Source organism: Bradyrhizobium valentinum (assembly GCF_001440405.1).
GTDB lineage: Bacteria > Pseudomonadota > Alphaproteobacteria > Rhizobiales > Xanthobacteraceae > Bradyrhizobium > Bradyrhizobium valentinum.
In genome coordinates this window covers 19,511-41,973 of record NZ_LLXX01000096.1, presented here as the reverse complement: position 1 = coordinate 41,973, position 22,463 = coordinate 19,511, and the positions used below count along the sequence as shown (strand labels likewise).

Annotated in this window: 19 protein-coding genes and 1 pseudogene; 9 read left to right on the top strand and 11 right to left on the bottom strand. The window is 62.3% G+C overall.

The window, feature by feature from the left end:
• Nucleotides 1-590 (top strand): annotated as a pseudogene (locus CP49_RS47305) (hypothetical protein); the annotation flags it as partial.
• 75 nt (nt 591-665) lie between these two features.
• On the opposite strand, the gene CP49_RS14750 reads toward CP49_RS47305, so the two are convergent.
• The 3 genes from CP49_RS14750 to glsA form a co-directional block, all read right to left on the bottom strand.
• Nucleotides 666-1,229 carry an HdeD family acid-resistance protein gene (locus tag CP49_RS14750; RefSeq protein ID WP_057850955.1) on the bottom strand — a complete coding sequence of 188 codons (564 nt, stop codon included), beginning with the start codon at nt 1,227-1,229 and terminating at the stop codon, nt 666-668.
• 396 nt (nt 1,230-1,625) lie between these two features.
• Entirely contained in the window at nt 1,626-3,275 is a 1,650-nt protein-coding gene (locus CP49_RS14745) for an MFS transporter (RefSeq protein WP_245310692.1), read from the bottom strand.
• A gap of 69 nt (nt 3,276-3,344) precedes the next feature.
• Nucleotides 3,345-4,340 carry a glutaminase A gene (gene glsA, locus CP49_RS14740; RefSeq protein ID WP_057850954.1) on the bottom strand — a complete coding sequence of 332 codons (996 nt, stop codon included), beginning with the start codon at nt 4,338-4,340 and terminating at the stop codon, nt 3,345-3,347.
• 525 nt (nt 4,341-4,865) lie between these two features.
• Between glsA and CP49_RS14735 the strand changes: the two genes are divergently transcribed.
• From CP49_RS14735 to CP49_RS14725, 3 genes are all read left to right on the top strand, one after another.
• Nucleotides 4,866-5,387: a DUF1269 domain-containing protein gene (locus tag CP49_RS14735; RefSeq protein WP_057850987.1), complete on the top strand. Its 522-nt coding sequence runs from the start codon at nt 4,866-4,868 to the stop codon at nt 5,385-5,387.
• A 91-nt stretch (nt 5,388-5,478) separates the two neighbouring features.
• Nucleotides 5,479-7,041 (top strand): AbgT family transporter, encoded by a 1,563-nt coding sequence (locus CP49_RS14730; RefSeq protein ID WP_057850953.1) that lies wholly within the window; start codon nt 5,479-5,481, stop codon nt 7,039-7,041.
• Nucleotides 7,042-7,119: 78 nt separating this feature from the next.
• Complete coding sequence (locus tag CP49_RS14725; RefSeq protein WP_057850952.1) at nt 7,120-8,850, top strand: metallophosphoesterase family protein; 1,731 nt, start codon at nt 7,120-7,122, stop codon at nt 8,848-8,850.
• Here CP49_RS14725 and CP49_RS14720 read toward each other — a convergent pair.
• A complete protein-coding gene (locus tag CP49_RS14720; RefSeq protein WP_057850951.1) occupies nt 8,847-9,887 on the bottom strand; it encodes an AI-2E family transporter in 1,041 nt (346 codons plus the stop codon). The two genes, CP49_RS14725 and CP49_RS14720, sit on opposite strands and share 4 nt — an antisense overlap.
• 172 nt (nt 9,888-10,059) lie before the next feature.
• Between CP49_RS14720 and CP49_RS14715 the strand changes: the two genes are divergently transcribed.
• The gene (locus tag CP49_RS14715; protein WP_057850950.1) at nt 10,060-11,733 is read left to right on the top strand and encodes a caspase family protein; all 1,674 of its coding nucleotides are present in this window, start codon (nt 10,060-10,062) and stop codon (nt 11,731-11,733) included.
• Between the two features lie 70 nt (nt 11,734-11,803).
• Here the strand turns inward: CP49_RS14715 and CP49_RS14710 are convergent, their stop codons facing one another.
• From CP49_RS14710 to thiD, 4 genes are all read right to left on the bottom strand, one after another.
• On the bottom strand, nt 11,804-12,793 hold the full coding sequence (locus tag CP49_RS14710) for a threonine ammonia-lyase (RefSeq protein WP_057850949.1): 990 nt from the start codon (nt 12,791-12,793) through the stop codon (nt 11,804-11,806).
• Nucleotides 12,794-12,973: 180 nt separating this feature from the next.
• A complete protein-coding gene (locus tag CP49_RS14705) occupies nt 12,974-14,032 on the bottom strand; it encodes a glycosyltransferase family 4 protein (RefSeq protein ID WP_057850948.1) in 1,059 nt (352 codons plus the stop codon).
• Nucleotides 14,029-14,841, bottom strand: coding sequence for a UDP-2,3-diacylglucosamine diphosphatase (locus CP49_RS14700; RefSeq protein WP_057850947.1), 813 nt, complete (start codon nt 14,839-14,841; stop codon nt 14,029-14,031). Before CP49_RS14700 ends, CP49_RS14705 begins: the two co-directional genes overlap by 4 nt.
• Before the next feature lie 233 nt (nt 14,842-15,074).
• The gene (gene thiD, locus CP49_RS14695; protein WP_057850946.1) at nt 15,075-15,875 is read right to left on the bottom strand and encodes a bifunctional hydroxymethylpyrimidine kinase/phosphomethylpyrimidine kinase; all 801 of its coding nucleotides are present in this window, start codon (nt 15,873-15,875) and stop codon (nt 15,075-15,077) included.
• Nucleotides 15,876-16,007: 132 nt separating this feature from the next.
• On the opposite strand from thiD, the gene CP49_RS14690 reads away from it, so the two are divergent.
• The 3 genes from CP49_RS14690 (at nt 16,008) to CP49_RS14680 (ending at nt 17,637) form a co-directional block, all read left to right on the top strand.
• Nucleotides 16,008-16,253, top strand: coding sequence for an Lrp/AsnC ligand binding domain-containing protein (locus CP49_RS14690; protein ID WP_029583462.1), 246 nt, complete (start codon nt 16,008-16,010; stop codon nt 16,251-16,253).
• Nucleotides 16,254-16,315: 62 nt separating this feature from the next.
• Nucleotides 16,316-16,498: an Ldh family oxidoreductase gene (locus tag CP49_RS14685; RefSeq protein ID WP_057850945.1), complete on the top strand. Its 183-nt coding sequence runs from the start codon at nt 16,316-16,318 to the stop codon at nt 16,496-16,498.
• Nucleotides 16,499-16,833: 335 nt separating this feature from the next.
• Nucleotides 16,834-17,637 (top strand): J domain-containing protein, encoded by an 804-nt coding sequence (locus CP49_RS14680; protein ID WP_057850944.1) that lies wholly within the window; start codon nt 16,834-16,836, stop codon nt 17,635-17,637.
• Nucleotides 17,638-17,661: 24 nt separating this feature from the next.
• Here CP49_RS14680 and CP49_RS14675 read toward each other — a convergent pair whose 3' ends face one another.
• Complete coding sequence (locus tag CP49_RS14675; protein WP_057850943.1) at nt 17,662-18,600, bottom strand: c-type cytochrome; 939 nt, start codon at nt 18,598-18,600, stop codon at nt 17,662-17,664.
• Nucleotides 18,601-18,767: 167 nt separating this feature from the next.
• Here CP49_RS14675 and CP49_RS14670 point away from each other — a divergent pair, with 167 nt between their 5' ends.
• Nucleotides 18,768-19,190: a CHRD domain-containing protein gene (locus tag CP49_RS14670; protein WP_057850942.1), complete on the top strand. Its 423-nt coding sequence runs from the start codon at nt 18,768-18,770 to the stop codon at nt 19,188-19,190.
• A 211-nt stretch (nt 19,191-19,401) separates the two neighbouring features.
• Here CP49_RS14670 and CP49_RS14665 read toward each other — a convergent pair whose 3' ends face one another.
• Nucleotides 19,402-19,848 (bottom strand): c-type cytochrome, encoded by a 447-nt coding sequence (locus tag CP49_RS14665; RefSeq protein WP_057850941.1) that lies wholly within the window; start codon nt 19,846-19,848, stop codon nt 19,402-19,404.
• A gap of 105 nt (nt 19,849-19,953) precedes the next feature.
• Entirely contained in the window at nt 19,954-22,263 is a 2,310-nt protein-coding gene (locus tag CP49_RS14660; protein WP_057850940.1) for a xanthine dehydrogenase family protein molybdopterin-binding subunit, read from the bottom strand.
• Between the last annotated feature and the right edge of the window lie 200 nt (nt 22,264-22,463).

Sequence of the window (22,463 nt, the reverse complement as noted above, 5' to 3'; positions counted from 1 at the left end):
CCGAGACCTCCCCGGCCGCGCAGGAAATCGAAACAGGCTTGGCCGAAACAGGCTCGGCGCAAGAAGCTGCCGAGGCCGCGCTTGCGGCAGCGGCCGTACTGACGGATACGGAAACGCCGCCGGCTCCCGAGCCCGCCGCCGCCGCTGCTGCCCAGGAAGCCATCGTCCAAGACACCTCGATCCAAGACACCTCGGTCCAAGATACCGCTGTCCAAAACGCTGACGCCCAAGACGAGGCGGTCCTCGACATGATCGCGATGGAGATGGGTGCGCCGGATCCGATCAGCGACGACGAGATCGCCGAAGCGGCGGCCGAGCAAGCCCGTCTAGCGCAGCCGGCGCCGATCGCTCCCGCGGTCGTCGCAGAATCACCCAAACCAGCCGCCACACCATCGCCGCCGCCGGTTCAACAGGCCGTTCAACCGCCGCCTCCGCCTGCCACACCCGCGCCTGTGCCGGCGGTGGAAATGTCGCTCGGCTCGAGCCTCATCGCGAGCGGCATGCTGCGGAAGCCGGTCACGGCGGCCAACGACCCACTGGCGCCGATCCGGCGCATGAGCCAGACCGAGAAGATCGCGTTCTTTTCGTAACAAGCTTCTGCGCTGCCGCCTGAAGCTCTCCGACTTCAAGGAGGTGGCGGCGGTCAGTCGAGCCTGGCGAACCGGCTATGCGGCGCTGGTAGTGGGCTTCCACGCATAAGCGAGCCACCCGATCCCGTGAGAAATCAGATCGATGCCAAGGAGGAAGCCGAGCACCCACAAGCCCGTCATCGGGAATCCTGTCAGAATGACGAGGCCGGCCAGCACGCCGAATGCGCCTGATAACAGCATGATCCAGCCCGCTTCCCGCCAGTGGCTGATGCCGAGCAGGATGCGAACGACACCGGAAATCAGAAACACCAGGCCGAGGACGTAGGTGAGGATCAGCGCGCTCTCCACCGGCTGGCCCACCAGCACGATGCCAAAGGCGACGTACAGGATGCCGAGGAGCACCTGCCATACGAACCCTCCCCATCCCTTGGTCCAGAACGCGTGGACGATCTCGAACGCGCCCGCAATGATGGAGACCCAGCCGATGAAGATCGTGCTGATGAGGGTGACAAGCATGATGTCGCCGAGAACCAGAAAACCCGCCCCGATCATCATGAGGCCAAGCAGGACGCAAACCCAGAACGACGGCGCAGGCAAATCGGTGGCGCCGATCGGCGAACTGTTGTCATAGGTCGTCATGTCATTCTCCTCGCCTCACGTTCACCGGCCTCGAGTTCCGTTATCTCCATCGCCAGCCGCACCGGCGACGGCCGCGGTGCCACCAGCAGACCCAACGGCGACGCCGGCGGCCATGCCAGTGAGGAGGACGCGATGGCCGAGTGGGCGGCCGTCCCGGTGGCCGTCCAGCCGGCCGCGTGCCGGGGCCTTGAGCCTCCAGCTTGAATTCTCCGGCGTTCTTTCCGGGATCTTTCTGCACCGCGAGCGGCGTCGCCTCGGCCATCCCTGCTGGCAGGCTTGTGGCCAGGCCGGCGGCCACGGCACCGCACATCAGAGTCCGCAGCGCACTGCGACGATCGATTGCATCCATCGTTGTTCTCCTTGTCGGGAGGTCCTCTCCTCGCAGCTCCTATTCGATCAGCCTGACCTCACTCGGTTGCCGGGCGCATCGCTCGGAATTTCGCCCGGAAGATAGTTCGGAAGCCGGCCGGCCGGGATGATCGCCAGCAGCGCAAGGCCGGCCATGATCAAGAGCCCGATCTTCAGCGCACGCAGCCGCGCCTCGGTATTCACGCGCACGGCTTCCTGGACCTGCTCTGGGGTGGCGGTCGTCGCCTCCATCACGCTGCGCAAACGGTCGTTGCTGACGAAGGTGATATTGTCGAGATCGACCTGGCTCTGGATTTCTTTCGGCAAGACCGGGTTCGCAGCGATCTGGCTGAGCGCGATCGTGCTCAACAGGCCGACGAGAAGCGCACCCGCCACCGCCGTTCCGACCGCTGCGGCCAGATTCTGCGTAGTGCCGCGCAGCGAGCCGACGTCGCCCGCTAGCTCCTTGGGCGAAGCGGTGACCAGCACATTGAACAGCAACGTGACCAGCGAGCCCTGCCCGATGCCGAACAGCACCAGGCCGAACAGCACGGGTACCTCGCTCCAGTCGTTGCGCACGACAAAGGCGAGCCATACCAGGCCGACGGCGCACAGGATGAAGCCGTAGCGCCCGATTTGCCGCGGCGTCAGCCGGTTATAGACGTTGACGATCAGCATCGCGGTGAAGAACACCGTCAGATTGAACGGCATCATCGCAATAGCGGTCGCAAGCGGCGAGCGGCCCTGCACGATCTGGATATAGAGCGGCACCGAGAAATTGAGCGCGGCCTCCAGCGCAACCACGGCAAACAGCGCGTAGACCGCACACCGCTCCTCCGGCGAGTCGATCACCTCGAGCGCCAATAGCGGTGTCTTTCCGGCGGCCTGACGCCGGTGCGTCCACGTCAGAAAGGCCTGCCCGAGCATGATGCCGAGAACGATCAGGATTGGCGCCGGCGAAAGGCCAAGCAGGTCGAACGGTGCATTGGCGGTAGCGAGCGCGAGCCCCCAACCATTGAGATTGTTGAAACCGAAGCTGATGAGAACAATCGCCGACGCCGCCAGTACCACGCCAACGGCATCGATCTGCACGTCCGGACGGCCGTGGTCAGGCTTCAGTCGGAAGCTCAACACGAAAACAATCGCAGAAACCGCGATCAGGATTCCGAACGCCGGACGCCAGCCGATATACGTGCCCAGCACGCCGCCGATGATGAACGCCAACACGCCCGCGGCCGCCCGCGCGGAGCCGAGCGCGCCGACTGCCGTCGCTTGCTGTCGTCCCGTATAGTTCTCGGCGATCAGCGCCACCAGCGACGGCACGATCACGGCACCCGCCGCGCCGCAAACCGCCTGTGCCGTGATCATCAATGCTGCCGTGGGGCTGAACGTCATCAGGATCTGCGACGCGCAGAACAAAACGACGGCGAAACGGAAAACCTGCAACGCGCCGAACCGCTGGGCGAGCTTGGCACCCAGCATCACGAAGCCGGCAACCAGCATGGAATAGGCCACGATGCCGGTCGCAACCGTCGTCGGCGGCACGCCGAAGCTTTTCACCATCCCGCCAAGCGCGACCGGCAGGGAGGCGACGTTGAAGGACATGATCATCTGGCCGAGCGCGATCGCGATCATCGGCACCCACGACTCGCGCACTTCTTCCCGGACGGCTCCCATCGAGATCGAGTGCGTCGCCATGGTGTCCTCCCGGGTTGCTCGGTTCCGGATCGATCTGTCGGATCGACCAAACCGCTCACTGCATTCGTTTCAATTTTCCGGTTGAGAGACGAACAGATCCATTCCCAGCCGCTGCGACAGGAACTTTGCCGCGAGCTGCCCCTTCACGCTGTTGCCGGCCGCGTCGAGCGGCGGCGCGAATGTCCCGAAGCCGCCCTTGCCCGGAGAAACCGCGACAATACCACCGCCGATCCCGCTCTTGCCCGGCAGGCCGATGTCATAGAGCCAATCGCCCGAGGTCTCGTACAATCCCGCTGTTATCATCACCGTCAGCACATAGTGGCAGACGGCCGCGTCGACCACGCGCTGTTTGGTGACCGGATTGACGCCGCCATCGGCCAGTGTCGCGCCCATCACTGCCAGATCGCGGGCGCTTACGTTGAGCGAGCACTGCCTGGTGTAGAGATCGGTGGCCTGCTTGGCGTCACAGTAGATGCGGTCGTAGCTCTGCAGCAGCCGGGCGATACTGCGGTTGCGGTAGTTCGTCTGCGACGCCGAAGCGTAAACCTCCTCATTGAGCGAGAGCTTGCGACCCGCAAAACGCGACAGCCCGTCGTGGATGAATTGCCATTGGCCTTCCGCGGTCAGGCCCGGCACGAGGCTCGTGGTCGCGATCGCACCCGCATTGACCATCGGGTTGGTGCGGCCCCCGCCCTGCTCGATGGCGGCGAGCGAGTTGAACGGCAATCCCGTGGCATTCGCCCCAAGCCTTGCACGCGCCTCTTCCGGACCGACCGTCTCGCAAACCAGTGCGAACACGAACGGCTTCGACACGCTCATGATCGAGAATTTGTACTCGGTGTCTCCGGCCTCGTAGACACGTCCGCTGGTGCCGACAACGCAAATCCCGAACAGTTCTCGCGGAACCCTGGCAAGCGCCGGATAGACTTGTGAATTCTGCCCCTCGCCGTTCGACCTGAAACGGCGGTGGGCATCGGACACCAGTTTCTGCACCAGCTCGGGCTCGGGCAGATGTCCGGTCGAGATGTAAGGCCGTTCTGCTTCTGCGATCGAAGGAAAGTCCATGGGACTCCTCCATCCGGCTTGAACCACCCTGCTCGCGGATGATCGTGCCATCCGGCAACACACAAGTTACGCGCTGACAAACGATCTGCGTCGACCGTTTCAGCCTTGTTCTGACTTACGCCGCAACCTAACGCTCCAAAGTGTATGGAGTCAATCACACAACCTTAAAGTCGGTTTGCATCGAGTGTGTTCCGCTGCAAAACTTTGCGACAAATCACGTTGCGCTCACGATGCATCGACAAACCTCGGCGAATTTGAAACCAACTTGATCGAGCGCTGTCACCGTTTGATGAGAGCGATCAGCAAAGCGTGAACTGTTCGCTCGCAGGTTGTGATACCATACTAATGAGCCGCACGGCCACCGAGCGACCCGGATAGATCGACGGCTCTGCCGGATCGTCCTCGCTGCCGACGGATTTACCGGCAACGACGCCCGCGCGTTGCGCGGTAGAAGGAGTGTTGTCCCGCCAGAAGCGCCCCGCGCGGCCTACATCATGTCCATCATATCGAGTGGAGGATACCGAGATGTCAGATCTAGTCGCGATCATCTATCCATCCGAAGCAAAGGCAGAAGAGGTACGTCAGCGCCTATTAAAGCTGCAAAAGGAATATCTGATTTCGATCAGCGATGCCGTGATCGCCGCGAAAACGGAAGCTGGCCCCGTCAAGCTGAACCAACTCGTCAATACGACGGCGGTGGGAGCCGTATCAGGCAGCTTCTGGGGGCTCCTGATCGGCCTAATCTTCCTAAATCCCTTACTTGGTGTTGCCCTGGGCGCCGCATCCGGAGCGCTCGGCGGCGCCCTGTCGGACTACGGCATCGATGACGCCTTCATGAAAGAGCTCTCGGAAAAATTGCAGCCCGGCAACGCAGCGCTGTTCGTACTTATCAAGAACATGACTCCGGACAAGGTGTTGCGGGAGATTCAGGACGCGGGAGGCACCGTACTCAAGACATCTCTGGACGACACCAAGGAACAGCAACTTCGCGACGCGCTCGCCAAGGCGGCCACCGCACCGGTACCGCCCGAAACGAACGCCGCCTAGGTCGCGGCGATCAACTGAGCGATCAGCCGGTTTTTCGGCACGGGGCCGCGGCCGGCTGTCCGCTGAAGCAGCTTCAGTAAGGACTGCCGACATGCGCGCGGCGAGCGAAGCAAATAGCGAAACTGCGAAAACACCCACACGGACCGTTCTCGACGCCATCGAGCGAATCGGAAACAGCGTTCCCCATCCCGTCGTGATTTTCCTGATACTGATCGCAATCGCCGTGATCGCATCGCACCTGCTGTATCTGCTGGACGCATCGGTTTCCTATCAGGTCATCAACCCGGCGACGCACGGCACGGAGACCGTGACAACCCGCGCCAACAGTCTGCTGACGGCGGAGGGTATCAGGCACATCTATACGCAGCTAGTGCCGAATTTCATGGGCTTCAGCGCGGTCGGACTGCTGATCATCGCCATGATCGGCGTTGGCGTGGCCGAGGAGTCTGGCCTCGTCGACGCATGCATCCGGAAGCTCGTGACCGTCTCACCGCGTTGGGCGCTGACCTACATTCTCGCCTTCGTTGGCATTTTATCGAGCATCGCCTCCGATGCGGGTTATCTCGTGCTGATCCCGTTGGCAGGCACTGCGCTTTTAAGCGTCGGCCGGCATCCACTCGCCGGACTGGCGCTGGGTTTTGCCGGCGTCGCCAGCGCCTTCAGCGTCAATATGCTCATCAAGCCGCTCGATGCGGTTCTCACTGAATTGACCAACGATGCCATTCATATCGTCAACCCCTCGCTGTCGATCGCGGTGACGGCCAATTTGTGGTTTTCGATCGTGTCGGTCATCGTCTTGACGATCGTGATTGCCTTGATCACCGAGCGGCTCATCGAGCCTCGCCTTGGCAGGTATCGGGAAGATCACGCGAGGGAAAGATTACCCCCGCATGAAGGCGGGCAACTGTCCGCCCAGGAGGCGCTTGGGTTGAGGTACGCCGGCGCGGGGCTGCTGGCCGTCATCGCGGCGTTCTGCCTGCTGACGCTGCCGTCAGGGGCGCCTCTTCGCGATCCAACGACGGGTGCGCTCGTCGGAAACTCGCCCTTCATGAGCGGGCTGATCGGCCTCGTCATGATGCTGTTCCTGGTGACCGGCATCGCCTATGGCATCGGAGCGGGAACAATCAGGCGCGCCACCGATGTCGTCGATGCCATGACCAAGGCGGTATCGGGATTGGGCGGCACGATCCTGCTATTCGTCGTCATCAGCCAATTCGTCGACTACTTCACTTACAGCAACATGCCGACGCTGCTGGCGGTCAAGATGGCCGATGTTCTGAAGAATGCAAACATCGGCCCACTGTGGCTATTGCTGGGACTCATTCTGGTCGTTGCAATCCTTGATCTGATCTTCACGCCGGCAATCGCGACATGGGCCATCTTTGCACCGGTATTCGTGCCGCTATTCGTGCAACTGGCCGTCGATCCAGCGGCAGTGCTGGCCGCATACCGGGTTGGTGACGGACCCATCAACTCAATCACGCCGCTTAACCCCTACTTCGCGCTGGTCATCGGGTTTGCCCAAAAGTACGACCGCGACGCTGGCGTTGGCACCGTCGTCGCGCTGATGCTACCCTACGTGGTCTGGATGTTTGCACTTTGGATTCTTCTTTTCGTCGCATGGTACCTGTTGGACCTGCCTTGGGGCGTGTAGCCGAAACGACGAGCGTGCGATGCGGAACCCGGTGACGAGGTCGACCGCGGGACACGCCCCAGTCAGCATGGAGATCGTATGCTGATCGATCCGCGCGACGGCGATATCGAGGACGATGCCGCCAGCCCCGGGCAACGGTCGCTGCTCGCGATCGCTGGAAGCCTGTTCGTCGAAATCAGCTTGCCGAAGCTGCTGTTCGCCTGGACGATCTTGCTGCTGCTGCCGGCGGTGCTGCTTGGCCTTGCGCCATTGCTGGCTTCCGCCTGGTTTTCAACCTTGTCGGAACATCTTGCTGCACTGACCGAGATCGGCACGACTCTCGCTCTGATCGCAATTCTCGTGTTGGGATGGATCGGATGGCGCCCGCTGTTTCGGATCGCCGAGACCAGTTTCTGGTCGCTCAATGCGCTCGCGGTGCAGCCCGGTTATGCGTTCGGGCGCGAAGCGCTACGTCACCTGACGGAGCGGATGTGGGGCAAGAATCTTACCCTCGCCGGCTGGGCGAGGTTGCGCAGCGCCAATTCGGTTGGAGCTGGCATCATGCTGGCCGCAATCGCAGTGCTGATCGCGATTGCGGCCTGGCCTGTGTCACGTTGGACCGGTAGCTGGAACGACCTTGTCCTGCTGCATCGCCTCGCTTTGCCGACACTTGCAAATGCCATCGTGTTGCTGTCGGCCTATTTGGCGGCCGCATCGCTGGTTTGGGGATTTGCGGATGCCAGCATGCCTCAACCGCTCGATCTCGCCGCGTTCGATACCGCCTCCTCCGGAGGACGCAGTTGGCGTGTAGCGCATCTGTCGGACCTTCACGTGATCGGTGAACAATATGGCTTTCGCATCGAAAGTGGACGGTCGGGCCCGCGCGGCAATGGCCGGCTCGAACAGGTCCTGACGCGTCTCACCGCTATTCATGCGGTCGATCCGCTCGACCACGTGCTGATCACCGGCGATATGACCGACGCCGGCCGCGCCAGCGAATGGGCCGAATTCCTCGACGCCATGGCGCTTTATCCGGAACTTGCCGCGCGCACGATCCTGCTGCCTGGCAATCACGACGTCAACATCGTCGACCGCGCCAATCCGGCCCGGCTCGATCTGCCGTTCAGCCCGGGCAAGCGGTTACGGCAAATTCGAACCTTGTCGGCAATGGCTGCAGTGCAAGGCAATCGCGTGCATGTCGTCGATACCACGGGGAAACCGGCCGCTACGCTGCATGAGGCGCTGGCCCCGCACCGCGATGCGATCGTAGCCCTGGCGACGCACGGCGGCATGCGCCGTGCGTCGGCGATGCGCAGGCTCTTCGACGACCAGTTTCCGATGATCCTGCCGCCCGACACGGAAGACGGCCTTGGCATAGCGATCCTGAACTCCAATGCAGAAACCCACTTCTCCTTCACCAACGCGCTCGGACTGGTGTCCATTGAACAGACGCGTCGCTTCGAAAGCGCGACTGGACATTTTCCCAGGGCACGGTGGATCGTCGCATTGCACCACCATCTGGTGGAATATCCCATGCCGGTGAAGGCGTTTTCCGAACGCATCGGCACGGCATTGATCAACGGTAGCTGGTTCGTCCGCAGGCTGGAAGCGCTTGCGGATCGCACCATCGTCATGCACGGCCACCGTCATATCGACTGGATCGGCGCATGCGGCCCGTTGAAGATCATCTCGGCGCCTTCACCGGTGATGGCTGCGACGGATGATGCGACGACGCATTTCTACATCCACACGCTCACGTCTGGCCCGAACGGACAGATCGGACTGCTGCCGCCGGAGCGCGTGGAGATTGCCGGCGAGAAGGAATGCTAGAACTTGCCGGGCTTCGCCGGATCCGGTCCGCCAAGCAGATCGGCGACCCAGCGGCTTGATGGATGCGCCGCGCAGAAGGTGAGCATGGCGAGCGTGATCGGCACGCCGATGAAGGTGCCGAACAGCCCCCACAGGAACGTCCAGAAGAAGATCGAAAACAACACGACGACAGGCGAGATCGACAGCATCGTGCCGGCCACCCGCGGCTCGATGTAGCTGCCAACCACGAACTGAATGACATTCAGGCAGGCGAAGAGACCCAGAACCGCAGGCCAGCTCTCAAACTGTGTCATTGCCAGCAAGGTGGGAAAGAGCGTTGCGACGAACGGACCGATGAAGGGGATATAGTTGAGCACGAAGGCGATCACGCCCCATTCGAATGCGAATGGCAGCCCGGTAATCCCTGCGAAAACGCCGACCAACAGACCGGTCACCGCGCTCATCTTCGTCCGCACCAGCAGGTATCTTCGAAATTTTGCCGCGGTCGCAGCGCTACCGTCGAGCAGCACGTGCGCTGCAATACGGTTATCCAGCCGCTCGATCTTCTGCCTGACGTTCTCGACTTCGAGCAGTCCGAGCATAACGTAAATCAGCGCAATCACCCAGAAGCTGAGTGTGGTATTGACGCGCCCGGTGACATATTGCGTCGCGCGCAGGAGCCAGCCTACGTTGAAATGTTCGGCCCACAATCCGGCGACCGAGACTCCATGGCCGTCCAGCCAGGTCACCATCGCAGCATAGAGGTCCTGGTACCGCGGCAAATCCGCGATCAGCGACCTTCCTACACGACCAAATCCCCAAGCCGCGAGCGAGGCGAAGCTGAGACAGACCGCCACCGTGACGATGACGGTGATCGCCAGCGCGGCAAGCTTCGGCATCCACGATTGCAGCCGCTTCTGGACCGGCCACACGATGGCGATGATGAAGAGGGCCGCCGCCAGCGGCGCGAATACCTGCCTCGCCTGGGCCGCCGCTGCGGCGACCAGCACCGCCGCGATGATTCCGGTTGCGGTCTTCAGCCCGAAGCCTACCCCCATTTTGGGTTCCTTCGACCTTTCAGCAACCCGAGATTGTCAGCTCCATCACGCCGCGGCAAGAGCGGGACACGGCGCGCCGCAAGCGTGACCGGCGTCACGTACGGCCATGCGGATACGGCTTAGCGTCCCCACAGCAAAATCTCGCCGCGAGATTCATTTGAGGAACGCTGCCATGTCCCGTTTTAAGCCAACGCTATTACGCGCCGGTCTCCTGGCAAGCCTGTTGATTTTCGGCACCAGCACAGCTTTCGCCGAAGCCCCCAACGCCGATATCCGCACCGGCATGCAGACGCCACCCGCCGACCAGCGGGTCGCGCTTGTCATCGGCAACTCGAATTACCAGAGCGCACCGAAGCTCGCCAATCCCGGCAACGATGCGCAATCGATGGCGCAGCTTTTGAACTCGGCCGGTTTCGAGGTCACCCGGGCAACCGACCTGACGCGCAGCGACATGGTCAAGGTCGTGCAGGATTTCTCCGCCAGGGTGGCCGAGCGCGGTCCCGGCACCGTCGCCATGATCTACTATGCCGGCCACGGCGTGCAGGTGGCGGGCGAGAACTATTTGCTTCCGGTCGATGCAAAGATCTCGTCGCCGTCCGATCTCGATGGCAATTCGCTGCGGCTGGTCGACCTGATGGGTACGCTGGAATCCATCTCGAGCCGGATGCGCATCGTGGTGCTCGACGCCTGCCGCAACAATCCGTTCCCGGAGATCAACGATGCGGGACGGGGCCTTGCCATCGTCGATGCGCCGAACGGCTCGATCGTCGGCTACTCGACCGCACCGGGAATGGAGGCGCAGGATGGCGACGGCAACCACAGCCCATATACGTCCGCATTCCTGAATATCGCGCGCGAGCCGAACCTGCCTATCGAGCAGTTGTTCAAGCGTGTCCGGCTCGAAGTGAACAACACGACCAACGGCCGTCAGACGCCGTGGGAAAGCTCATCGCTGACCTCCGATTTCTACTTCTTCGGCGATACGGCGGTTGCCGCAAGCCGCGCGCCGGATCGCCGCCCGATCATGCAGACTGCGGCGAATCTGCCCTCGCGTTCGGTGCGCCAGGCCTACGACTATGTGCTGTCCGAAGGCTCGCCCGAGTATTATGAGGAGTTCATCCGGCTCTACCCGCATGACCCGCTGTGCGACCACATCCGGGTGCTGCTCGGCAACCTGAAGGTGGCAAAGGCGTGGCACAAGGCGGTGCTCGCGAACTCGCCCTTCGCCTACAAGACGTTCCACGACAATTATTCCAACAGCCCCTACGCCAAGTCAGCGCTGAAGCTGCATGTCGCGCCGAAGGCCGTGCCGCTGATGCAGTTCACGCATCTGGCGAAGCAGTCGCCGAAGTTCAAGCCGGTAAACATTGGCAACTCACCCGCCCTCGGCATCTCCAAGCACAATCTTGGTGCCCACGCTCACATGCCGGGGACGTCGAAGATCGTTACGCTGCCCGCCAAGGGCGTGACCACGAACAACCCGATCAATAGCGGCAATAACAACGGCAACACGGGCAAAGTCACGACCCTGCCCGGCAAGCTCAATCCCACTGGCAACAACAATAGCAATGGCAAGGTCACGACCCTGCCCGGCAAGATCAACCCGATCCCTGTCAATGCCGGCAACAACAGCAGCAAAGTCGGCAAGGTCACGACGTTGCCGCCCAGGATTCATAACAATCCGATACGAGTCACCAAACCCATCACGACCAGGCCGATGATGACCAGGCCCATGATGAACACGGCGCCGCGTCAGTTCAGCGGCGGCATGGGCGGCGGAGGTTTCAGCCAGCGCATGGCCGGAAGCCCGTCCCGCGGCTCGTTCGGCGGCGGCTTCAGGCGCTGACAGACAGCTTGGTACAATGCGAAATCGGGCAGAGCACACGCTCTGCCCGATTACGTTTAAGACGGGGTGATCAGGCGACCAGCTTGGCAAACAAGTCCGCGTCGACATTGCCGCCGGAGAGCACGATGACGACGTTCTTGCCCCTGGCGTCGATACGGCCGGCCAACAATGCGGCGAGACCGACGGCGCCGCCGGGCTCGACCACCAGCTTCAATTCCCGATAGGCAAAGGCGACCGCCGCGCCGACTTCCTCGTCGGATGCGATAACGCCGTTCGCGAGCAGCTTGCTGTTGATCGAGAAGGTGAGTTCGCCCGGCATCGCCGCCATCAGCGCATCGCAGATGGTGCGGCCGGCGGCGTGATGGGCCTCGCGGTGGCCTGCCCGCAGCGAAATGCCGTGGTCGTCATAGTCCTTGGGCTCGGCGACGATCACCTGCGCCTGCGGGAATTTCGCCTTCACCGCAGTCGCAACGCCGGCGATCAGCCCGCCGCCAGACGCCGGCGCCACCACGATATCCGGGATGAGCCCGAGCGCCGCCATGTCCTCGGCGATCTCGCGGCCCGCGGTACCTTGTCCGGCGATCACAAAGGGATCGTCATAGGGGCGCACCAGCGTCGCGCCGCGCTTGCAGGCGATGCCGTTGGCGATGGCTTCGCGGTCTTCCTTGTCGCGGTCGTAGAGCACCACCTCGGCGCCATAGCCCTTGGTGCGCTCGCGCTTGGTGACGGGAGAGTCCGCCGGCATCACGATGGTCGCCTGCATGTGCAGGATCTGCGCCGCCGCCGCCACGCCCTGGGCGTGATTGCCGGAGGAGAACGCGACCACGCCGCCGCCGCGCCTGTCCTGCGGAATCGAAGCCAGCTTGTTGAAGGCGCCGCGGAACTTGAACGATCCGGTCCGCTGCAGCATTTCGGGCTTCAGGAAGACCTTGGTCCCGACGCGCTCGTTGAGAACGGGGAACGACAACAGCGGCGTCCGCACCGCAAAGGGCGCGACCACCTTGGCGGCGACCTCGATATCGGCCGCGCCAATGGGCGGATTTTGGACAGATTCTGGCACCCGCCATTTGTAACGCGGTCACAGACGGGCGGGCAAGACGATTTAGCGTGAACCTTATAGCGTTTTCGATCGAAGCATGCCCTCGGACTTGATCCGTGGGTGGCCACCGGTTCGCGTCAAGAAAACGCGTCAAAACAAGAATCTAGAGCCCGGTTCTGATCCAATCAGAACCGAAAGGCTCTAGGCGGCGAAATGCGGGTCTTCCGCCACGAATCCGGCCCCCTCGCCTTCCGGCGCGGCCGGGCGAACATTCAGGGCATGTTCGACAAAGACCCGCGCGGAGCCCTGCCAGGTATGGGCGGCGGCGAATTCGACGCAATCTTCTCGCGAAATCTGCAGCGCCTCCAGGCAGGCCGCACGCAGATCCTCATCCAGGACGCCGACCGGCGCCGAGCCGATCACGTCGCGCGGGCCGGTGACCGGAAAGGCGGCAACCGGCACGCCACTGGCCAGCGCCTCCAACAACACCAGGCCAAACGTGTCGGTCTTGCTGGGGAATACGAAGATGTCGGAGGCTGCGTAGATTTCGGCCAGTTCCTCGCCGTGCCTTGCACCCAGGAATACGGCGTCCGGATATTTCCGCTCCAGTGCCATCCGGGCGGGCCCGTCACCGACGACGAGCTTGGTGCCGGGCAGATCGAGATCGAGGAAGGCTTCGAGATTCTTTTCAATCGCGACGCGTCCCACGCAGAGGAACACCGGCATCGGCAGGCAGAGATCGGCGCTGCGCGGATGAAACAGCGAGGTATCGACGCCACGCGACCACAGCACCACGTTGCGAAAGCCGCGCAGGCGCAATTCGGCCGCCAGCGCCGGCGTTGCCGCCATCACGGCCTGGCTCGGCCGGTGGAACCAGCGCAGCGCGCGCCACACCCAGGATTCCGGCACCGACGAACGCGCCGATACATATTCCGGAAAACGGGTGTGAAAGCTCGTGGTGAACGGCAGGCCCCGCTTGCGGCAATAGCGCCGCACCAACAGTCCGATCGGACCTTCGGTCGCGATATGAATGCTGTCGGGCTTTGCCGCCGCGATCAGCCGCGCGATTTTTGCTGGATACGGCAGCGCCAGCCGCAGATCGGGATAGCTCGGCATCGCAAAGGTGCGAAACGATTGCGGCGTCAGGAAACTCACCTCGACGCCAATCCCCCTGGCCGCCTCTGCGGTCGCGGTCAGCGTCCGCACCACCCCGTTGACCTGGGGATGCCACGCATCGGTCGCGACCAGGATATGCGTCATGCGGCGCGCGCCGCGACGCGGGGTACGGGTGCTGCCCTTCGCTGCGGATCGGTCCAGGTGATGATCTCGAACCGGCCGTCCTCGTGCTCGGCGAGCGCGGTGCAGCTTTCCACCCAGTCGCCGCAATTCATGTAGCGGATACCGTGCTCGTCGCGAATGGTGGCGTAGTGGATGTGGCCGCAGATCACGCCATCGGCGCCGTGCCGCCGCGCCTCGCCGGCCAGGGTCTTTTCGAACGCGCCAATATAGTTCACGGCGTTCTTGACCTTCAGCTTCGCCCATTGCGACAGCGACCAATAGGGCACGCCGAACATGCGCCGGAAGAAGTTGACCAGCCGGTTCATCTGAATGGCGAAATCATAGGCCTTGTCGCCGAGATGGGCGAGCCAGCGTGCGTTCTGCACGACGAGATCGAAGATATCGCCGTGGATGATGAGGTAGCGCTTGCCGTCGGCACCCTCGTGAATGGTATTTTCCACCACGTCGATGCCGCCGAAATGCGTGCCGTAATAGTTGCGCAGGAACTCGTCGTGATTGCCCGGCACATAGATGACCTTGGCGCCCTTGCGCGCCTTGCGCAGCATCTTCTGCACGAAGTCGTTGTGGGATTGAGGCCAGTACCAGCTCGACTTCAGCGCCCAGCCATCGACGATATCGCCGACGAGGTAGATGGTGTCGGCGTCATGGCTCTTGAGGAAGTCCAGCAAACGATCGGCTTGCGAGCCGCGGGCTCCGAGATGGACATCGGAGATAAACAAGGTACGAAAGCGCCGTTCCGGGCTTTCTTCACTCAAGGCGTCGCTACCCATACCTGTCCCCTGACAGATTTCTGTGACAGAGCGATGACTAGTTCACGTGACTGATAGCCCCACGAGAATCAACGTCGCGCCCCGCTCTTTGCGGATAACAGCGCGATACGACAGGCAAGCGACATGAGAGCGGCAAGATCTCGCTGTCGTCCCTACGAACACAGGGAACCACCGGGGCGAAGATGCGAAGCGCGGATGGAGCGAAGCGCAATCCGGGACCGGGTGACGCAGCGCTAATAAAACTTGTGAAAATGATGGATCGGGCCGTGACCGTGGCCGACGCTGAAACGATCCGCCTCCGCAATCGCTGCGCTGATCCACGCCTTGGCGTTGCGGACGGCGGTTTCCATGCCCTCGCCCTTCGCGAGCCCAGCGGCAATCGCCGATGACAATGAGCAGCCGGTGCCATGCGTGTTCTTCGTCGCAATGCGCGGCGCAGCGAGCGCAATGGTGCCGTTCGAGTCGATTAGATAATCGATGCTCTCGGCGCCCTCGCCATGACCACCCTTGATCAGCACCGCCTTGCATCCCATCGCCAGCAATCGCTTGCCTTGCTCCTCGACGGCGGCTTCGCCTGCTGCAACCGGCTCGTCCAGCAACGCGGCGGCTTCCGGCAAATTGGGCGTAATCACCGAAGCGCGCGGAATGAGTTTGGCCCGAAGCGCGTCGACAGCTTCAATCGCGAGCAGCCGATCACCCGAAGTTGCAACCATGACCGGATCAAGCACGACGTGCTTCGGCGACCAGCGCGCCAGCCCGGCGACGATAGCATCGATAACCGGCGGCTGCGCCACCATGCCGATCTTGACCGCCCTCACCGCGAGATCGGAAAACACCGCGTCGATCTGCGCGGTCACGAACTCAGCCGGCACCTGATGGATGCCGCTGACGCCTTTGGTGTTCTGCGCGGTCAGCGCCGTGATCACGGAGGCGCCGTAGACGCCGAGCGCGGCAAACGTCTTCAGGTCGGCCTGGATGCCCGCTCCCCCTGAGGAATCCGAGCCGGCGATGGTCAGCGCGATCGGCGTCGTCATCAAAAGTCTCGTGAAGATGCGGTGTTCGGAGCCACGGCTTGTCCTAACGCGCCCTGCCACTGGCGGCAAGTTGGCTTGCCATTATCAGCGGTTTTTGGCCTATTGTGTCCAACATTTTTGGAGACGACAGCGATGGTTCCCTTCTTCGTCCAGTTCAAATGCAAGCTCGGCCAGTCCTATGCCGTCGCCAACGCGCTCGCGGAGGCTGAGATCGCCTCGGAGATCTATTCCACCGCCGGCGATTACGACCTGCTGGTCAAGTTCTACGTCGACAACGACACCGACATCGGCCATTTCGTCAACGAGAAGGTGCAGGTGATTCCGGGCATCCAGGACACCCACACTATCATCACCTTCAAGGCGTTCGGCACCGGCTAACAGCGGCCCCGCCTGTCTGCAATCGCCGCCGCTCTACGCCACGATGCCGGGTCGCCCATGACATGATCGGGCTATACTTTGCGGTCGGCAGCGCCAACCACCTTCCGCCCTGGGGCGGCCTCGGCGTGCTGCTGTCGACCAATCCGATCGCGGCGGCCATTCCGGCCAGCGACGAAAAGCCGATCGTGCTCGATATGCGCTGCTGCGCGGACTGGATCAGGTCGCCGACGACCTCGGAATATTGAGGCTGGCAAGTTAGGCTGCGTCCTGGCGCGGGCGATAAACCTGCGGGACACAGCGCCCAAGGTCTTCCTTACTGCATTAAGAGGGACGGCACCTTCAGGGCCGTCGACCCGCTCTTGATGGGAGCGACGAGGGCTGGAACCCCTCGCGTCCCCCTGCTAGGCTAGGTCGAATAGCTTCGTGGCAACATATGGTTAACGACGGATCTCAATGGCATGCTTTTGCCATCAGAGCATCATCCTACCGCCTTGAAGTTTTTCATTAGCTTAAGCGTCGTCAATCGGAAGCTCCGCGGCGGGGAGACCTTCCGAGGGGGAAACAGTCGCGAGTACCACCAATGGGGACGCTGTACGATCTGCTCGGAGCGCTTCCGAGTGATGACGCCGAGGGATTGCGGACTGCCTTCCGCAAGGCCGCGAAGGCTACGCATCCGGATATGAACCCTGACAATCCCGATGCTGCCCTGAGGTTCAGGGAGCTGATGCGTGCCTATGACATCCTGACCGATACCGAGCAGCGCGCGACCTACGATCATTTGCTCGCCATCGCGCTGCAGCCTCCGGCGACGCCGGCGACCCGCACCTACGAGACCATGCGAAAGGCCGCCTCCAACACGATGGCGGCAACGATCATTTCGGCGGTGCTGGTGGGCGGCTACACCCTGTTCGGACTGTTTTCAAAACCGCCGGGAGCGGCGGAAATGGTGACCGACAGAACCGCCGGCGGAGCACTGGAGGTTGCCGCGCTGCAGCCCGGGGCTCCGGCGCAGGACGAACCGCGCCTCCAGCGCGAGGGAGAGGTTTCAACCGGCGCAGCGGTCACAATGGCCGCCCCAGCGCCCGCCGCGAAGGAAGCCAACGCCGCGCCAATCGGCCGCTTCGAGCCTGTCCCGGGCTTCGTCACGTACAATTTGGGGGTTCAATACTATCCGCGCTTCGCAGCGGCCTATTTAGATCGCGGCGTCGTGCTGTACCGGATCGGCGATTTCGATCGGCCGCAAGCTGACATCGCTTCGACCAAGCGCCCCACTGATTTGAAACGGACCAAAACCGCCGCGCCGCCCGTGCCGCGCAAGCCGTTGACGATCGTGCCGACATTGCCGGAAAGGCGTGAGCCGATCACCGCCGCCTTGACTAACTGACGACGCGCGAAGTCACGCTTTCCATCAAGACTTTTGATCGTCCTTTGCCTTCTTCGGCGGCCGTGGTGGTCCCTCGACCGCTGGCAACGACTTCACATATTCAGCGATAGCGGCGCGATCCTCCGGCGGCAATTGCGACGTGTTCCTGATGACGCGCGCCATCGATCCACCGGCGGTGTCGCCATCCGGCGTTTGCCCGGTTTCGAGGAAGTAGTCGATGTCTTTCGCGCTCCACTCGGCCAATCTCTTCTGAGTAATGTTGGGCACCCAGCCCTCGCCCTCCGGATTGGGCCCACCTGCGAAGCGTTGCGCCTGGACGATACCGGCGAGGAAGTTGCGCGGGCTGTGGCACTCGGCGCAATGGCCCATACCATTGACGAGATAGGCGCCGCGATTCCATGACGCCGAACGTGAAGCGTCCGCCGTGTAAGGCTTGCCGTCCATGAACAGCCATTTCCAGACGCCGACATTGCGGCGGATATTGAATGGAAACGGCACGTCGTGGTCGCGCGGCCTGCCGGCCACCGGCGCAAGCGTCTTCAGGTAGGCAAAGAGGTCACGGACGTCCTCGACCGTCGCATGCTGGTAGGACGAATATGGAAAGGCCGGGAAATAATGCTGGCCGTCCGGTGAAGTCCCCTTGAGTACCGCCGTCACGAAATCCGCCTCGCTCCACCGGCCAATACCGTAAGTGGGATCGGACGAGATGTTAGGGACGTAAAACGTCCCGAATGGCGACGGCATTGCAAGTCCGCCGCCCAGCTTCAGGCGGTCGGGCTGGTTGGGAACGGCATGGCAGGAGGAGCAGCCCCCGGCGTTGAACGTTGTGAGGCCATTGGCAAGGTTCGGCGTGCGGGGAGAAAGCGAGGCCGGGGCAACGGCCGCCGGGACTGTCAGCCACCAGAAGATGCCAGCGCCGGCGACGCCGACAAAAATCAAGCCAAGGAGAATTCGTCGCAGCATTCACCGATCCGTCGTCACGCGTCTAAATTCAATAACCAGTATGGACGCACTTTGCGCCATAGGCTTGCACGAAATTTCGAGGCGTTTGGTGGCGTTTCAGGAATAAATCCGGAAAATCATTGTTTTGAGGCTGACGCTTCCGTTTGACGTCAACAGGGAGGAACACCATGTCGAACAAGACCATGCTTGTCACGCTTGCGCTGGGGGCAGCGATTGCGTTTGCAGGGCCCGCGTCTGCCGACAAGATGAAGGCGACGCTCGACGGCAAGTCCCAGGTGCCGCCCAACACCAGCGCGGCCACGGGCACCGCCGACATAGACTACGATCCCGCCAGCAAGAAGCTGAGCTGGAAGCTGAGCTATTCCGGCCTGTCCGGCCCAGCGACCGCCGCACATTTCCACGGTCCCGCCGAAGCCGGCAAGAATGCCGGTGTTGCGGTCGCCATTCCCAATGCGGCGTCGAGCCCGGTCGAAGGCAGCGCGACGCTGACCGATGCGCAGGCCGCAGACCTTGTGGCCGGCAAGTACTACGTCAACATTCACACCGCAGCCAATCCGGGCGGCGAAATCCGCGGCCAGGTAACCAAATAAATCAAGTCGCCAATAAATTTGGTGACGAAGTAGGTAAGTTCGAACACGAGTAAACAAAAACAAGAAAAGGCTAACAAAAGGGGCGGACGCTTCGCGGCGTCCGCCCCTTTTTTGAGACCAGAGCGTGATCCGGAAAAATGTGTAGCGGTTTTCCCTCGCGACAAACGCGGAACGCGTTTGCGCGGAGATCATGCTCAAAGTTTGAATGCGATCAGCCCTTCTTGATCCGGTATGTCTCGTGGCAGGCACCGCACTGCTTGCCGATGACAGGCAGTTCCGCCTTTAGCGTGTCGAGATTCTTGACCTTGCCTTTGGCATCGGCGACGACTTTGGCGAAGCTCTTAATTTGGGACTCGAAGCCGGCCTTGTCTTCCCAGATTTTCGGCGAGGGATCGTAATCACCCTCCAGCTTGATACCTTTCATGCTCTCGGGGAACAGCGTCGGAAGGCTCTTGGCGGTGTCTTCGAACTGGGCCAGCGCGGCATTGACAGTCGACTGGTCGTAGGGCTTATCGCCCTTGACCATCGCCGACAACGCGCCGGCGTTCTTGCCATTGTCCTTCATCATGGCCTGGGTCCGCTTGACCTGATCCTGCTGTGCAACAACCGCACCGGCACTGAATGCAAGTACAGCTATGACGACGACGATCCGCTTCATTGGCTAAATCCCCTTCAATTCGGGTTTGTACCGGCCCCAAAGGTGGTGCGGACCGACTGTTTGTAAACACCGCAGGCGCCGCATCATTCCGCGTGCGACAAAATATCAGAGGTTATGCCGCTTCTGCGCCTCGCGGATCGCGATCCAGACCCGCTCGGCCGTCGCCGGCATATCGATGTGATCGATCTTGTATTCGCGCCACAGCCCTTCGATGATCGCGTTGACCACCGCAGGACAGGAGCCGATCGCGCCGGCCTCGCCTGCTCCCTTGACGCCGAGCGGATTGGTCGTGCACGGCACGTTGTGCGTTTCGAAATGGAATGACGGGCCGTCGGACGCACGCGGCACCGCATAGTCCATGAAGGTGCCGGTGACGAGCTGGCCGTCGGTTGAGCTGTAGACCGCCTGCTCCATCAAGGCCTGACCGATCCCCTGCATCGCACCGCCATGCACCTGGCCGGCGAGCAGCAGCGGATTGAGCGTCACGCCGAAATCATCGACGATGACATAGTTGACGATTCTGATGATGCCGGTTGCGGGATCGATCTCGACTTCGGCGAGATGCGTGCCGTTCGGATAGGTGCCGTCGGCCTGGGCGAAGGTCGCGCTCGCATTCAGTTTCGAGGGATCGACGCCCGGGCGCTTCGCGAGGTCGGCAAAGCTGATCGAGCGATCGGTGCCGGCGATGCGCACGACGCCATTGCTGATCTCGAGGTCGCCGGCGCTGGTCTCCAGCGCTTCGGCCGCGATTTCCTTCAGCTTGGTGCCGAGCTCGCGAGTGGCGCGCTCGACGCTGACGCCGCCGGTCGGGATCGACGCCGAGCCGCCGGTGCCGAGCCCGGTGGCGATCTTATCAGTGTCGCCCTGCAGGACGTGAATGCGCTCCGGCGGCACGCCGAACTGCTCGGCGACCAATTGCGCGTAAGCCGTCTGGTGGCCCTGCCCGCTCGACTGGGTGCCGATCAGGATGCTGATGTCGCCATTGGGGTCGAGCGCGACGTTGGCGGTCTCCTCACCCATTGTGCCGCAGACTTCGACATAACAGGACATGCCGATGCCGCGCACCAGGCCGGCCTTCTTCGCCGCCTTGGCGCGCTTGGGAAACTCCTTCCAGTTGGCGACTTCCATCGCGCGTTTCATATGCGCGGTGAAATCCCCGGAATCATAGATCTTTCCGGTTGCGGTCTTGTAGGGCATCGCCTTCGGCGGAATGAAATTCTTGCGCCGGATCGCATCCGGCGTCAGCCCAAGTTTTCGCGCGGCGGCGTCGACCAGACGTTCGACCACATAGGCCGCTTCGGGGCGCCCGGCGCCGCGATAGGCGTCGACCGGTACGGTGTTGGTGAACACGGTGCGGACGCGGCAGTGGAAGGCCTGAATGTCGTAGAGCCCAGGCAGCATGCCGGCACCGCCATGCGGGATATAGGGCCCGAAGGTCGAGAGATAGGCGCCCATGTCGCCCATCAGGTCGACGTCCATCCCTAAGAACTTGCCGTCTTCGGCCAGCGCCATCTTCGCGGTCGTGACGTTGTCGCGCCCCTGCGCGTCGCCCATGAAGTGATCAGAGCGGTCGGCGGTCCATTTGATGGTCTTGCGCAGCTTTTTCGCGGCAACCGAAATCAGTGCGTATTCGCGATAGGGAAACAGCTTCGTGCCGAAGCCGCCGCCGACGTCAGGGCAGATCACCCGCATCTTTTCCATGGGAATCTTCAGCACGATGCCACACAGGATTTCGCGCAGGCGATGACTGCCCTGGCTGCCGATAGTCAGCGTCAGATGATCGCGCTTGGCGTCGTATTCGGCGACCGCGGCGCGGGTTTCCATGAAGTTGGTGATGACGCGCGGGTTGACGATCGATACTTCGGCGATCGCATGCGCCTTGGCAAAGGCGGCCTCAGCCGCCTTCTTATCGCCGATCGAGACATCGAACAGCACGTTGCCGGGCTTGTCGGGCCAGACCTGCGGCGCCCCCGGCTTGACGGCGTTGACGACGCCGACCACCGAAGGAAGCGGCGTCCACTTCACTTCGATCGCCTCGATCGCGTCGCGGGCCTGATCGATCGTATCGGCGACGACGAAGGCGATGGCGTCGCCGACATGGCGAACCTCGTCTTTGGCCAGAATCGGATAGGGCGGGCCGGTGAACGGATCCACTTCCAGGTTGAACAAGCACGGCAGATCGCCGAGATCACCAACCTCCGCTGCGGTCAGAATCAGCGACACGCCCGGCATCCCGCGGGCCTTGGTGACGTTGATGGTGAATTTCGCGTGCGCATGCGGCGAGCGCAGCATCAGCGCGTGCATCGCAGGCGACGGCGAATGGTCGTCGGTATAGCGGCCCCTGCCGCGAATGAGCGCGTCGTCTTCCTTGCGAAGAACGCTTTGACCGACGCCGAACTTGATGGGAGCTGCCATCGTATCTCCAATTGTTCTGGAGCACGATGACGCCTCTTCGAACCGTCATCCGCCCCATCTTTTTGTTTGAGCATGACCCTTTCGGAAAACCGGTACCCACTTTTCCGGGTCATGCTCTAGAAGCGTTCCATATTGCAGCGGTTCGCGCGTCAGCGCAAACCGCTTTCGCCTGACTCGCCATGGCATCGGCGCAACGGAAT

Bases quoted from the DNA above. Each gene is read 5' to 3' on its own strand.
- CP49_RS14750 (WP_057850955.1), bottom strand. From the start codon at position 1,229: ATGACGACCTATGACAACAGTTCGCCGATCGGCGCCACCGATTTGCCT.
- CP49_RS14745 (WP_245310692.1), bottom strand. From the start codon at position 3,275: ATGGCGACGCACTCGATCTCGATGGGAGCCGTCCGGGAAGAAGTGCGC.
- glsA (WP_057850954.1), bottom strand. From the start codon at position 4,340: ATGGACTTTCCTTCGATCGCAGAAGCAGAACGGCCTTACATCTCGACC.
- CP49_RS14735 (WP_057850987.1), top strand. From the start codon at position 4,866: ATGTCAGATCTAGTCGCGATCATCTATCCATCCGAAGCAAAGGCAGAA.
- CP49_RS14730 (WP_057850953.1), top strand. From the start codon at position 5,479: ATGCGCGCGGCGAGCGAAGCAAATAGCGAAACTGCGAAAACACCCACA.
- CP49_RS14725 (WP_057850952.1), top strand. From the start codon at position 7,120: ATGCTGATCGATCCGCGCGACGGCGATATCGAGGACGATGCCGCCAGC.
- CP49_RS14720 (WP_057850951.1), bottom strand. From the start codon at position 9,887: ATGGGGGTAGGCTTCGGGCTGAAGACCGCAACCGGAATCATCGCGGCG.
- CP49_RS14715 (WP_057850950.1), top strand. From the start codon at position 10,060: ATGTCCCGTTTTAAGCCAACGCTATTACGCGCCGGTCTCCTGGCAAGC.
- CP49_RS14705 (WP_057850948.1), bottom strand. From the start codon at position 14,032: ATGACGCATATCCTGGTCGCGACCGATGCGTGGCATCCCCAGGTCAAC.
- CP49_RS14700 (WP_057850947.1), bottom strand. From the start codon at position 14,841: ATGGGTAGCGACGCCTTGAGTGAAGAAAGCCCGGAACGGCGCTTTCGT.
- thiD (WP_057850946.1), bottom strand. From the start codon at position 15,875: ATGACGACGCCGATCGCGCTGACCATCGCCGGCTCGGATTCCTCAGGG.
- CP49_RS14690 (WP_029583462.1), top strand. From the start codon at position 16,008: ATGGTTCCCTTCTTCGTCCAGTTCAAATGCAAGCTCGGCCAGTCCTAT.
- CP49_RS14685 (WP_057850945.1), top strand. From the start codon at position 16,316: ATGATCGGGCTATACTTTGCGGTCGGCAGCGCCAACCACCTTCCGCCC.
- CP49_RS14680 (WP_057850944.1), top strand. From the start codon at position 16,834: ATGGGGACGCTGTACGATCTGCTCGGAGCGCTTCCGAGTGATGACGCC.
- CP49_RS14675 (WP_057850943.1), bottom strand. From the start codon at position 18,600: ATGCTGCGACGAATTCTCCTTGGCTTGATTTTTGTCGGCGTCGCCGGC.
- CP49_RS14670 (WP_057850942.1), top strand. From the start codon at position 18,768: ATGTCGAACAAGACCATGCTTGTCACGCTTGCGCTGGGGGCAGCGATT.
- CP49_RS14665 (WP_057850941.1), bottom strand. From the start codon at position 19,848: ATGAAGCGGATCGTCGTCGTCATAGCTGTACTTGCATTCAGTGCCGGT.
- CP49_RS14660 (WP_057850940.1), bottom strand. From the start codon at position 22,263: ATGGCAGCTCCCATCAAGTTCGGCGTCGGTCAAAGCGTTCTTCGCAAG.